This window comes from Aurantiacibacter zhengii (genome assembly GCF_003584125.1).
In the GTDB taxonomy this organism is placed as follows: domain Bacteria; phylum Pseudomonadota; class Alphaproteobacteria; order Sphingomonadales; family Sphingomonadaceae; genus Alteraurantiacibacter; species Alteraurantiacibacter zhengii.
In genome coordinates this window covers 268,739-281,471 of the sequence record NZ_QXFL01000004.1, presented here as the reverse complement: position 1 = coordinate 281,471, position 12,733 = coordinate 268,739, and the positions used below count along the sequence as shown (strand labels likewise).

9 protein-coding genes are annotated in these 12,733 nt (G+C 63.3%); 8 read left to right on the top strand and 1 reads right to left on the bottom strand.

Features of this window, described 5'->3' with window-relative positions; genetic code table 11:
- Position 1: 1 nt before the first annotated feature.
- Entirely contained in the window at positions 2-2,641 is a 2,640-nt protein-coding gene (metH, locus tag D2V07_RS10885) for a methionine synthase (protein ID WP_119587009.1), read from the top strand.
- A gap of 39 nt (positions 2,642-2,680) precedes the next feature.
- Here metH and D2V07_RS10880 read toward each other — a convergent pair whose 3' ends face one another.
- Positions 2,681-4,369 (bottom strand): right-handed parallel beta-helix repeat-containing protein, encoded by a 1,689-nt coding sequence (locus D2V07_RS10880; protein ID WP_147366945.1) that lies wholly within the window; start codon positions 4,367-4,369, stop codon positions 2,681-2,683.
- 152 nt (positions 4,370-4,521) lie between these two features.
- On the opposite strand from D2V07_RS10880, the gene D2V07_RS10875 reads away from it, so the two are divergent.
- The 7 genes from D2V07_RS10875 (at position 4,522) to D2V07_RS10845 (ending at position 12,732) form a co-directional block, all read left to right on the top strand.
- Complete coding sequence (locus tag D2V07_RS10875; RefSeq protein WP_119587007.1) at positions 4,522-7,365, top strand: TonB-dependent receptor; 2,844 nt, start codon at positions 4,522-4,524, stop codon at positions 7,363-7,365.
- A 20-nt stretch (positions 7,366-7,385) separates the two neighbouring features.
- Entirely contained in the window at positions 7,386-8,156 is a 771-nt protein-coding gene (locus D2V07_RS10870; protein WP_147366942.1) for a 2-keto-4-pentenoate hydratase, read from the top strand.
- 35 nt (positions 8,157-8,191) lie between these two features.
- Positions 8,192-9,166, top strand: coding sequence for a TRAP transporter substrate-binding protein (locus D2V07_RS10865; RefSeq protein WP_119587005.1), 975 nt, complete (start codon positions 8,192-8,194; stop codon positions 9,164-9,166).
- Entirely contained in the window at positions 9,163-9,639 is a 477-nt protein-coding gene (locus D2V07_RS10860; RefSeq protein WP_119587004.1) for a TRAP transporter small permease, read from the top strand. Before D2V07_RS10865 ends, D2V07_RS10860 begins: the two co-directional genes overlap by 4 nt.
- Positions 9,639-10,916 (top strand): TRAP transporter large permease, encoded by a 1,278-nt coding sequence (locus D2V07_RS10855; protein ID WP_119587003.1) that lies wholly within the window; start codon positions 9,639-9,641, stop codon positions 10,914-10,916. Before D2V07_RS10860 ends, D2V07_RS10855 begins: the two co-directional genes overlap by 1 nt.
- A gap of 44 nt (positions 10,917-10,960) precedes the next feature.
- Positions 10,961-11,977: a LacI family DNA-binding transcriptional regulator gene (locus tag D2V07_RS10850; RefSeq protein WP_119587002.1), complete on the top strand. Its 1,017-nt coding sequence runs from the start codon at positions 10,961-10,963 to the stop codon at positions 11,975-11,977.
- Between the two features lie 122 nt (positions 11,978-12,099).
- The gene (locus tag D2V07_RS10845) at positions 12,100-12,732 is read left to right on the top strand and encodes an RpiB/LacA/LacB family sugar-phosphate isomerase (protein WP_119587001.1); all 633 of its coding nucleotides are present in this window, start codon (positions 12,100-12,102) and stop codon (positions 12,730-12,732) included.
- The last annotated feature ends 1 nt before the right edge of the window (position 12,733 follow it).

The following is a 12,733-nucleotide window of genomic DNA, read 5'->3' as shown; positions in this document are numbered from 1 at the left end:
CATGACCATTTCCGATACCATCGACCGTTCCGAAGAGGATGCCGTCGCCGGGCCAACCGCCCGCTTCGTCAACGTGGGGGAGCGCACGAATGTCACCGGTTCGGCCCGGTTCAAGAAGCTGATCCTGGATGGCGATTACACCGCCGCCGTGGAAGTGGCGCGCCAGCAGGTCGAGAACGGCGCGCAGATCATCGACGTGAACATGGACGAGGGGCTCCTCGATTCCGAACAGGCGATGGTCACCTTCCTGCGGCTGCTGGCTGCGGAGCCGGACATCGCCCGCGTGCCCACCATGATCGACAGTTCCAAGTGGAGCGTCATCGAGGCGGGCCTGAAATGCGTGAGCGGCAAGCCGATCGTGAACTCGATCAGCCTGAAGGAGGGGGAGGAACAGTTCCTCGAACAGGCGCGCAAGTGCATCGACTACGGAGCCTCTGTCGTGGTGATGGCCTTTGACGAGACCGGCCAGGCCGACACGAAGGAGCGCAAGGTCGAGATCTGCAGCCGTGCCTATCGCCTGCTGACCGAAAACGGCTTCCCGCCCGAAGACATCATTTTCGATCCCAACATCTTTGCCGTTGCCACCGGCATGGAAGAGCACAATCGCTACGCCCTCGACTTCATCGAGGCGGTGGCGGAAATCCGCGAACGGTGTCCGCACGTCCATTGCTCTGGCGGATTGTCGAACCTGTCTTTCAGCTTCCGCGGCAACGAGACCGTGCGCCGGGCGATGCACTCGGTATTCCTGTACCACGCCATTCCGGCGGGGTTGGACATGGCCATCGTCAACGCCGGGCAGCTGGATGTGTACGACACGCTCGATCCGCAACTGCGAGAGGCATGCGAGGACGTGATCCTGTGCCGCCGCCCCGATGCGACGGAGCGGCTGATCGCGCTGGCCGAAAGCTATCGTGGCCGTTCCAAGGAAGAGGACAAGCAGGCTGCCGAATGGCGCGGCTGGCCAGTGACCAAGCGGCTCGAACACGCGCTGGTGAAGGGCATCGACAGTTTCGTCGTAGCCGATACCGAGGAAGCGCGGCTGGAAATTGCCGCTCGCAAGGGCCGCACCATCGAGGTGATCGAAGGCCCGCTGATGGACGGCATGAACGTGGTCGGCGACCTGTTCGGATCGGGCAAGATGTTCCTGCCGCAGGTGGTGAAATCGGCGCGGGTCATGAAGAAGGCCGTCGCCCACCTCATTCCCTATATCGAGGAAGAGAAGACCGAGAACTCGCGCAGCGCCGGCAAGATCGTCATGGCCACGGTGAAGGGCGACGTGCACGACATCGGCAAGAACATCGTCGGCGTTGTCCTGCAGTGCAACGGATACGAAGTGATCGACCTGGGCGTGATGACGCCGTGGACGAAAATCATCGAGACCGCGCAAAAGGAAGGCGCGGACCTTATCGGCCTTTCCGGTCTCATCACCCCGTCGCTGGACGAGATGGTGACCGTGGCGGAGGAAATGCAGCGCGCCGGGCTGGATATCCCGCTGCTGATCGGCGGGGCGACCACCAGCAAGGTTCACACCGCGCTGCGGATCGACCCCGCTTATGAGGGCCCGGTGATCCACGTGCTCGACGCCAGCCGCGCGGTGGGCGTTGCCAGCAAGCTGGTCTCCGACACCAACAAGAACGCTTTCGTCGACAGCATCGCCGACGATTACGAGGCGGTGCGCGTAAGCCGGGCGGGCAAGGGCGGTTCGCCGCTGCTGTCGCTGGCAGATGCGCGTGCAAACCGCTTCGCCGCCGACTTCGCGAAGAAGCCGGCGGCGCCCGCAAAACCCGGCCTGCACGTTTTCGACGACTGGAACCTTGCCGACCTGCGCGAAGCCATCGACTGGACGCCGTTCTTCCGCGCCTGGGAACTGGCGGGCACTTACCCCGCCATCCTGCAGGACGATATAGTCGGCGAAAGTGCCCGCAGCCTGTTCGCCGATGCGCAGGCGATGCTCGACCAGATCGTGGACGGGAAGTGGCTCACCGCGCGGGCCGTCGCCGGGTTTTGGCCGTGCAAGGCGGCCGAGGACGATGTCGTGCTGGACGACGGCACGCTTCTGCCCATGCTGCGGCAGCAGGTGAAGAAAAGCCGCGACCGCAACAACTATTGCCTGTCGGATTTCATCGACCCCGCCGGTGACTGGATCGGTGGCTTTGCCGTGGGCATCCACGGCATCGAACCGCACCTGGAACGCTTCAGGAAGGATACCGACGACTATTCGGACATCCTGCTGAAAGCGCTGGCCGACCGGCTAGCCGAAGCGCTTGCCGAGCGACTGCACCAGCACGTGCGCACCGACCTGTGGGGCTATGCGCCTGAGGAGGCGCTTTCGAACGAAGACCTGATCCGGGAGCGTTACACCGGCATTCGCCCAGCGCCCGGCTATCCGGCCTGCCCCGATCACACGCTGAAGCCGATCCTGTTCGACCTGCTCGACGCGCCCGGCAATGCGGGGCTGGAACTGACCGAAAGCCAGGCCATGCTGCCAACGGCCGCGGTGAGCGGGTTCTACTTCGCGCACCCGGACAGCCAGTATTTCGGCGTGGCCCGCATCGGGGAAGACCAGCTGGCCGACTATGCCGAAAGGCGTTCGATGCCGCTGGAAACCGCCACCCGCTGGCTGCGTCCGAACCTCAGCTAGAGCCTCTAAGGCCGCTTGCAGGATGCAGGCGGCCTGGCGCTATTCGCCGGTCCGCTGCCGCAATTGCCACTCGTACAGCGACGGTGCGGCGATGGGTCGCACCTGATCCAGTTCTACGTATGGCGTGGGTGTGTAGTCCAGTTGCAGCGGGCGATTGCCGTGGAGGCCGACCACGCGCGCCTCGGGGCCGCCACTGGGTTCCTCGACGACGACGGTCTCTCCGGGCGCGGCGTTGCCTTCCACCAGCACTTCCAGATTCCATATCGTGTTAAAGCGGCCGTGGCCGGGCAACCAGTATCCGGCCCCGCCGGCCTTGAACAACTCGTAGGTCGCGGGCGGATCTCCGCTTGCCGGTTCCGGCCGCACGTGGACGGTCATCGCATCGTAGAGGTTCTGGTGATTGGCACCGGCATGCTGGTCGAGCGTGGGTTGTTCCCACCCGGTGCTGCGATGATAGACCGATCGGGTGGACTGCGTATTCACACTGAACGTGTGGATCGTGGGATTGAACACCTCGTTACCTGTTACCAGCACGTTGTGAACGTTGCCGATGTGGACGCCGTAGTGCGCCATGTGATCGCCTTCGTTCACCACGTTGGCAATCGTGACCGCGGCCAGATCGTCGGTCAGCACGCCGCTGTCGGCATTGTCGATACGCAGGTTGCTGATCCAGCCGTTGTGGACGCCTGTGAAATAGATGCCGTTGAAGCCAGCCTCGTTATGGTGGCCGAAGAACGGGCTGGGCGGAAAGACCAGCGCCATGTCCTGGATGCCGACTTCGCTCAAGTGTTCCCAGGCGGCGAAATAGGCGGGAAGCTCGGTATTGATGTCGTGCAGCAGGGGATCGGCGATCGTGACCTGGTCACCCGCTATTGCCTCGATCCGCGTGGCCTGGCGCACCAGCGGGCGGTCGGGAAGAAGCCAGTGTCGGTCGCCGACCGGAAACTCCGAGCGGTCCGTGCCATAGATCGCGGCGATCAGGGGACCGTTCTCGCCAGCACGGTTGTGCCAGTGAATTTGCAGCACATCGCCCACGGCAAGACTTGAAGCCCCGGGCACGGTGACGACCCGCTCGCCCCTGCTGCCGCTTTGGATCGCGGCCACGGTCTCGATGGGCCGGTCGTATTCTTCCAGGTATGTCGCGTGGCGACCGCCCGGCACGCGTGTCCAGATGAACCCGCCGCTCCAGCTCCATTCGGAGAACAATACGTCGAGGTTGGCATTCGCCTGGCGTTCGCGCTTGTCGTATCGCACCAAGTATTCGCGCAATTCGTCAAGCGCGCCGCCGTCGTCCATCTGGCTGAGCGGGCGGGGCATGTACAACTCGGTCCCTCCGTCGCCGCTGCCCATTCCTGCAAGGACGATACCGCTGCGTTCGATCCAGAGGATTTCGGTCAGTTGGTAGCGCCCGGCACCCAGTTGCACCCGCACCGGACCTTGGGCGGCATGGGCAGCGGCCAGCGCCGATTGCAGCGCCTCGCTGTCGTCTTTTCCATCGTCCGGCACGGCGCCGAAGTCGGCCACGTCGATCACGGTATCGATCTTTGGCAAAGGGGAAACGCCATAGTCGTACCCGGCATAGGAGAAGTCGGGCAGGTAGGGTGCCTCCTCATCGCCGAGGATGTCGGGCAATTGTGCGGAAAAATCCTGCGCGGCGGCGGGAAATGCTGCCAGCACGAGCGCGAGGACTGCGAAATTCTTTCGTAAAACCATGGGTTTGGGATTCACGGCAACACTCTCCTACGTTCTTTGCAAGAAGGGTATTGACCTTGAATGGCACCGGTGTCAATTAATTGGGTAACCGGTGTCAAAATGGACACCCAGAACGGCAGACCTCGCCAGGACAACAAAGGCGGGGCAGCAACGGAGAGGGAATTATCATGGCTCACCAGTGCAATCCTATCGAATCGCACGCGTCCCGCACAGCCGCTGTGAAAGCGGCGCTGCTGGCGTCGGCCGTCGTGCTGTGCCCGGCGCAGGCCGCCTTTGCGCAGACGACCCCGCCCAACGAAAGCCAGGACGTGGTTGAAGAAGCGCTGAACGATGAAAACACCATCGTCGTTACCGGCGATATCGCGCGCACCATCGAGAACTCGCTGGAGACCAAGCGGAACCTCGATGTGATCGGCGATGCCATCGTGGGCGAGGATGTTGGCGATCTTCCCGACCTATCGGTGGCGGAAACGCTTGAGCGGATCGTGGGCGTCACGTCGGACAGGTTCAAGGGCGGCGCTTCCGAGCTTTCGGTTCGCGGCCTTGGCGCCTTCCTCGGGTCTTCCGTGCTCAACGGGCGCGAAGTCACTTCGGGTAGCGACGGGCGCGATGTGAACTACGGCCAGTTCCCCAGCGAGCTGATCAACGGGGCCATCGTCTACAAGTCGCAGCAGGCCAATTTCATCGAAGGCGGCGTGTCCGGCATCATCGAATTGCAGACGCTGCGACCGCTCGATTACAATCGCTCGCGGCTGCAGGTGCAGGCGCTGGCGGGCTATAGCGACTATGAAGACCGTGTGGTTGACGGCGACCCGTTCAACTATCGCCTGACCGGGTCCTATGTCGACCAGTTCGTAACCGGGGCGGGTGATATCGGCATTGCCATCGGCGGCCAGATGCGCCGCGATACCGCGCCTGAGGACGTCTTTACCACCAGTTCCACCTTCAGCGTCTGCAACACCGACTTCTCGCAGGACGGCGGATCCAACTGCGATTTCGTGGCGGATGGTTCGGCTTCCCAGTACTTCGTTTCCAACCAGTACATCTACCGTGCGCTGGAAACCCAGTCCGATCGCGATGCCATCATGGGCGCGATCCAGTGGCAGCCCGGCCCGGACATCGATGTAAACATCGACGCGCAATGGTCCTACCGGGACGACCGGGAGGATCGCCAGAACCTGATCATCGCCGACGGGCGTCGCCGGATCAGCCCGATCAAAGTCAGCGATCGCGGCGCACTGCTTGCCTACGAGGGCAACAGCCGCGTCGAACTCAATCCCTTCCGGCAGGACCAGACCGAGGAGTACTTCGGTATCGGCGCGAATGTCGAACTGACCTTCGACCGGCTGATCCTTGCCCTGGACGGTGGCTATTCCCAGACGGAGCGCCGCCGGGACGAGCTGGACATGCGCATCCGCACGCAGGACCGCGTCGATTTCCGCTTCGATTTCCGGGATCTCGAGGTGCCTGAACTGACATTCCTCGACACCAGCGCGGTGGAAAACCGGGTCGGCGCCCCGTTCGACCTTAACAACTACGACCAGTACACCAACGCGCTGCGTGTGCGCCGTCGCCAGGAAAACGTGGATGACGATATCCTCTCGTTCCGGGTGGATGCGGCCTATGAACTGAGCGGCGCGATCTCCTCCATTCAGGCCGGTGTTCGCTACGCCGACCGGCACCGCGTGCGTGACGATGGTATCGATCGCAGCAGCGACGACTCCACCGATCCCATCGTCCTGGTGAACGACATCTTCTCCGACGAAGCGATTGCGGCGCGCATGGGCTTCCCGGTGGAAGACATTTATGAAGGGGCCATCACGCCCATGCAGGGGCTGACCTTCGCCAGCTGGGATCCCACGGCGCTGTTCCTTGCCCTTACCGGCGATGCCGATGCGGGCCTTCCCATCGGCTCTACCCTGAGCACCGACGACACCGACGTGACCGAGCGGACCTGGGCCGGCTACGTGCAGGCCAATTTCGACACCACCGTGTTCGGCTTGCCGGCGCGGGCCGATGTCGGCGTTCGGGCGGTGCACACTGAGATTACCTCGCTTGGGGTCAGCAGCGCGCTGGCGACCTCTCCCGGCACCGATCCGGGAACGGTCGATATCGAAGCCGTCGGCCCGGCCACGGTGAACGCGGAGACCAACAGCTTCTGGAACTTCCTGCCCAGCGCGAACCTCTCGCTGGAACTGAACCCGGACCTGCTCCTGCGCCTCGCCGCCTACCGCGCAATCGCCCGGCCCGATCCCGAGGCGATGACGGCCGCGCTGGCTATCGACGACGAATCCGACGCCGCCAGCGTGGGTGAAGCCGTGTCGGCTTCGGGCAACCCCTTCCTCGAACCGCTGCAGAGCTGGAACGCGGATGTCTCGCTGGAATGGTATGCGGCAGATACCACCTCGCTGGCGGTAGCGGCTTATTACAAGAACCTGCAGACCGGGTTCGATACCGATCTCAGCACGATCAGCCTGGTCGTCGACGGTACGCCGACGGCGGTGCAGATCGCACGAACCGTTAACTCCGACGACAAGAGCCGGATCTTCGGGTTCGAGGTCACCGCGCAGCACCAGTTCGACTTCGGCCTTGGCTTCCAGGCGAGCTACAACTTCGCGGATTCGAACTTCGAATTCCCCGATCCCACAATCGGACGCAGCGGCGAATCGCTGGCTGTATTCATCGAGGACGCGAACATTCCGGGCTATTCGCGGCACACCGCCAATGCCACGGTGTTCTACGAGACCGGGCCTTTCAATGCCCGCCTCGCGTACAAGTGGCGCTCGCAATACTTCAAGCCGTTCCGCACGACGTCGAACCGTTTCGCCGACGAGCAGGGCTTCCTCGATTTCTCGACCAGCTACGACATCACCCGGAACGTCGAAGTGCGTTTCCAGGTGCTCAACATCCTGGACGAGCCGAACCTGATGTACCGCCCGACGCGCGACAGCCTGGCGCAGTCAGATTTCTCCGGGCGTCGCTACTTCGTCGGCCTGCGTGGCCGGTTCTGATCGGGCGCGTGGAAACGAAGATGGACGGAAACAGCCTCCCAGCCGAGCATCGTGCGATCTCGGCCAAACTGGTCCGGGCGAGGGCGTCGGGTCGCGCCTTGCCCGGACCGCCCGGGGGCCTGCCCGATACGCTGGAGGCAGCCTATCGCCTGCAGGACTATTCCATCGGCCAATGGGATGACCAGGTGGCTGGATGGAAAGTTGGCGGCGTGCCTGCGGCCTATCTCGACCGTTTCGATGAGAAGTACCTGGCCGGTCCCATATTTGCCATGTCGGTGCGCCGTGCCGATGGCAGCGGTCCCACGGCCATGCCGGTGTTCGCTTCAGGCTTCGCTGCGATCGAGCCGGAATTCGTATTCCGCCTGGGCGCGGCGCCAGAAGCGGACCGGATGTACATCGGTGCGGAGATCGCCTCCAGCCCGATTCCGGCGATCAACGACTATGGGCCCACGGCCGTCATCACCGATTTCGGCAACAACAATGGCCTGCTGATCGGACCGGAGGTGACGAACTGGCGCGCGCGGCGGGAACCTGTCGTGGTAAGGGCCATCGTGGACGGGAAGCTCGCCGGCGAGCGAACCGTCGACAACTTTCCTCGCGATGCTCTCGATGCGCTTGCATTCCTGCGCGGTCTTGCAGACGAACGCGGCCATGCGTTGCAATCGGGAACATTCGTATCGACAGGCGCCATCACCGGCGTCCACGAGGCACCGGTGGGGGCAACCTCTTCGCTCGACTTCGGCGATCTCGGCAGCATCGAGCTGGAACTGGTGAGCGCCGAGGTTCAGTGATTGCGTCCGAACTTCCCCGATTTGACCGGCGTACCATGCTGGGCGCTGCGGCTGCGGGGCTGCTCCTGTCCGGCTGCGATCGCAAGCTGGGACCGGGACGGCTGACCTCGGTCGACACCCATCCGGTAGGCTATCCCACGGTGGAGGGCGTGCGCCGCTTCGGCGAACTGCTGCGCCAGCGCACCGACGGACGGCTGGACCTCAACATCTATGCCGGTGGGCAGCTCGGCAACGAACGCGATACTCTCGAGATAACCACCTTCGGCGGCATCGATTTCAACCGCGTGAACCTGGCACCCCTCAATTCGATCGAGCCGCTTACCGTGGTGGCGGCACTGCCCTTCATCTTCGAAAGCACGGCCCACATGCGCGCAGTGGTCGACGGGCCGATAGGCGATGCGATCCTCGCATCGCTGGAACCGCACGGCCTGATCGGACTGTGCTTCTACGATTCGGGCGCGCGCAGTTTCTACAACACCCGCGGCCCGATCCGCACGCCCGAAGACATGCGCGGGCTCAAGCTGCGCGTACCGGGCTCCGACCTTTACATCGACATGGTCCGCTCGCTGGGCGCGGACGCCGTGCCGATGCCGCTGGACGAAGTTTACCAGTCGCTGGCGCAGGGCGTTATCGACGGCGCGGAGAACAACTGGCCCAGTTTCGAGAGCGGCCGCCACTACGAGGTCGCCCGCTACTACAGTCTCACCCGGCACCTGCTGGCGCCTGAAGTTTTCGTGATGAGCAAGGTCACCTGGGATGGCCTCCCGCCCGAAGACCGCACCGTCGTAATGCAGGCAGCGCGCGATTCCGTGCCCTACATGCGAGAGCTGTGGGACACGCGCGTGGAACAGAGCCGCGAGACCGTGCTGGCCTCGGGCGTCGAGGTGAACGAAGTCGATCCGGCACCTTTTGCCGAAGCGATGACGGGCATGTGGCAGGCATCGCTTACCACCGATGCCCAGCGCACGCTGGTGGACCGGATCCTCGCCATGCGCACAGGTGCATCGTGAAGCGCGGCCTGGCTGACCGCGCCGCCGACTGGCTCGCCAAACTGGGCGCAGCGGGCCTGCTGGCCATGACGGCCGTGGTCGGATGGCAGGTGTTCGGTCGCTACGTGCTCGACAGCAGCCCCTCGTGGTCGGAGCAGACCGCCATGCTGCTGATGATCTGGTATGTCTTCCTCGCGGCGGCGGCCGGAGTGTGGGAGCGATTTCATATCCGCATCGAACTGCTGGAACAGGTCATGTCTCCTGCGCACCGGCGGCTGCTGCGCATCGTGATACACGTGCTGATCTTCTTCTTCGGCCTGGTGTTCTGCTTCTACGGGACGCTGCTTGTCTGGGACGTGCGGGAGCATGTCATCCCCTCGCTGGGGATCAGCCGGGGCTGGGCCTACGCCGTCATTCCGTTCGCGGGTCTCGTCATGGCGATCTTCTCGCTGGGCCGGATCCGCGTGCGCTTGGCAGAGGGGAAGGCACGCTGATGGAAATCCTGGTGCTCTTCATCGTCCTGTTCGCCTTGCTGGCGCTGGGCGCGCCAGTCGCCTTTGCTTTGTTCGGCGCGGCGCTGGCTACCTTTGCCCTGGCGGACATCCCGCTGATCGTGGCGGTTCAGCGCATGGCTGCCGGCATCAGCGTGTTCACCCTGATGGCCATTCCTTTCTTCATCTTCGCCGGAGACCTGATGTACCGCGCCGGCATAGCGGAGCGGCTGGTGCGCGTGGCCGATGCCGCGTTCGGCCGGGTACGCGGCGGGCTTGGGCTGGTGAACGTGGGTGCCAGCATGATGTTTGGCGCGGTGTCGGGTTCCGCCATTGCCAGCGCCTCCGCCATCGGATCCAGCATGGTGCCACTGATGGACGAGAAGGGGTACGACAGGGACTACTCGGTGAACGTCACCGTTACCGCCGCCGTCGTCGGCCTGCTGATTCCTCCATCGCACAACATGATCATCTATGCCGCCGCATCGGGTATCGGCGTATCCATCGGCAACCTGTTCCTGGCGGGGGTCATTCCTGGCCTGCTGACCGGCGGCCTGCTGATGCTGACGGCCTGGCTGATAGCGCGCAAGCGCGGCCTGCCGAAAGGGCACTTTCCCGGCTGGCGCACTTTCCTGCGTGCCGCGCTTTACGCCCTTCCCGGACTGATGACCGGCGTGATCATCATGGGCGGCATCCTGTCGGGTATCTTCACGCCCACCGAAAGCTCCGCCATCGCGGTGATCTATACCATTGTCGTGGGAACCCTGGTCTATCGCAACCTCGGTTGGCGCGGGACGTGGGAAGCCGCCCAGAAATCCGTGCGGACCGCCGCCATGGTGCTGTTCATCATCGCTGCCGCAACCGCGTTCGGTTTCGCGCTCGCCCTGCTGGAAGTTCCCGCCGCGCTGGCCAGCCTGATCGGGACGATAAGCGACAACCCGCTGCTCACGCTACTGGTGATCAACGTCATGCTGCTGCTGCTCGGCACGTTCATGGACATGGCACCGCTGATCGTGATCACCACGCCCATCTTCCTGCCGGTCGCCATGGCCAGCGGGGTCGACCCCCTGCATTTCGGCATCATCCTGATGCTGAACCTGGGCATCGGCCTCGTTACGCCGCCGGTCGGTTCCGTGCTGTTCGTCGGTTCTGCCGTGGGCAAGCTGCCGATTGGCGACATGGTTCGTACGATCTGGCCGTTCTACCTCACGCTCATCCTGGCGCTCTTGCTGGTTACCTACATCCCCTTGCTCTCTCTCTGGTTGCCGGGGGCTATGTGAGCATGGCCCTTGGCCAATTCCCCAACTGGCAATAAGGGGAGGGGATGAAGGGCGAAGGCAAACCGACGATCAACGACGTGGCAGCAGCCGCGAACGTTTCGAAAAAGACCGTCAGCCGTGTCATCAACAAGTCGCCGCTACTTTCCGACAAGACCCGCGCCAAGGTGGAAGCGGTGATCAAGGATCTGGGCTTCGTACCCAACCTGCAGGCCCGCGCACTGGCGCTGCGACGCAACTTCATCATCGCCGCCATCCACGACAACCCGAATGCACAGTTCCTCGTCAACGTGCAGCAGGGCATTCTGGAAGGCATCGAGGGCAGCGAATTCGGCCTGATGGTCCAGCCGTTCGACCGCAACACCGAAGATTTCGAGCAAAAGGTTCGCGCTTTCCTGGAACGCCAGCGCCCCTACGGTGTGGTGCTGCTACCGCCGATTTCCAGCGACGAGGCAATTGTCGACCTGTGCCGCGAGATGGGCACGCGATATGTCAGGATGAGCTCAATCAAGAACGACGACGAAGCGCACATCGTCAGTTCCAACGACCGGGACGCGGTGCGGGAGGCTACCGCCTACCTGATCGAAAAGGGGCACACCCGCATCGGCCTGATCGAGGGGCCGGAGGGCTTCACGTCGCCGCAGGAACGCCGCGCCGGTTTCGAGGAAGCGATGACGGCCGCCGGGCTCTCGCTCGATCCGGCACTCGTGCGGCCGGGCAGCTATACTTTCGAATCCGGCGTGACTGCCGCGCAGGACCTGATTGCGCTGGATCATCCGCCCACGGCGATCTTCGCCTGCAACGATGAAATGGCCATTGGCGCGATGATCACCTGCCGCCGCAGCGGGATGCTGATTCCCGAAGACATCTCCATCGTCGGTTTCGACGATACGCCGCTGTCCAGCCACGTGTGGCCATCGCTGACCACGGTACGCTGGCCAATCGTCGAAATGGCCCGAACCGCGGCGCAAAAGCTGATCGAACCCGATGACGCAGCGGCGCAGATGCCGTGGATGCTGCCATCCAATCTCGTCGAGCGGGGATCGGTCGTCCCACCTAAATAGCCTAACGCAAGGCGCGAAATGAATGCTTGCATTCGAAAATGACACCGGTTACCAAAATAGCCAAGAACACGCCGTGAGCAACCGGCGGCGCTGACAAATCCAGCCAGAGAGGCCCTGAAATCATGAAGATCGCACTCATCAACGAGAACAGCCAGGCGGCGAAGAACGGCATCATCCACGATGCGCTGACCACGGTGGTGGAGCCCCTGGGACACGAGGTTCACAACTACGGCATGTATACCGCCGACGATACGGCGCAGGTGACCTATCCGATGGTGGGCCTGCTCACCGGTATCCTGATCAATTCCGGCGCTGCCGATTTCGTTGTGACGGGTTGCGGCACGGGCTCCGGCTCCATGCTGGCGGCGAATGCCATGCCCGGCGTTTTCTGCGGCCTGGTGATCGATCCGACCGACGCCTTCCTGTTCGCCCAGATCAACGATGGCAACGCGATTGCCATGCCTTACGCAAAGGGCTTCGGCTGGGCGGCAGAGCTGAACCTGCAGGATTGCTATCGCAAGCTGTTCGAAGGTGAGAGCGGCGTGGGCTATCCCAAGGAACGCGCGGCCATCATGGCCAAGAACCGCACCGTACTGTCCGACCTGAAGGCGAAGACCTGCCACGACATGCTCACCGTGCTGAAGAGCGTCGACCAGGACCTGCTGAAAAGCGCGATCGCGGGCGAGAAATTTGCCGAGCTGTTCTATGCCAATTCGCAGGACGAAGAGATCAGCAACTACCTGCGCGGACTGTAAT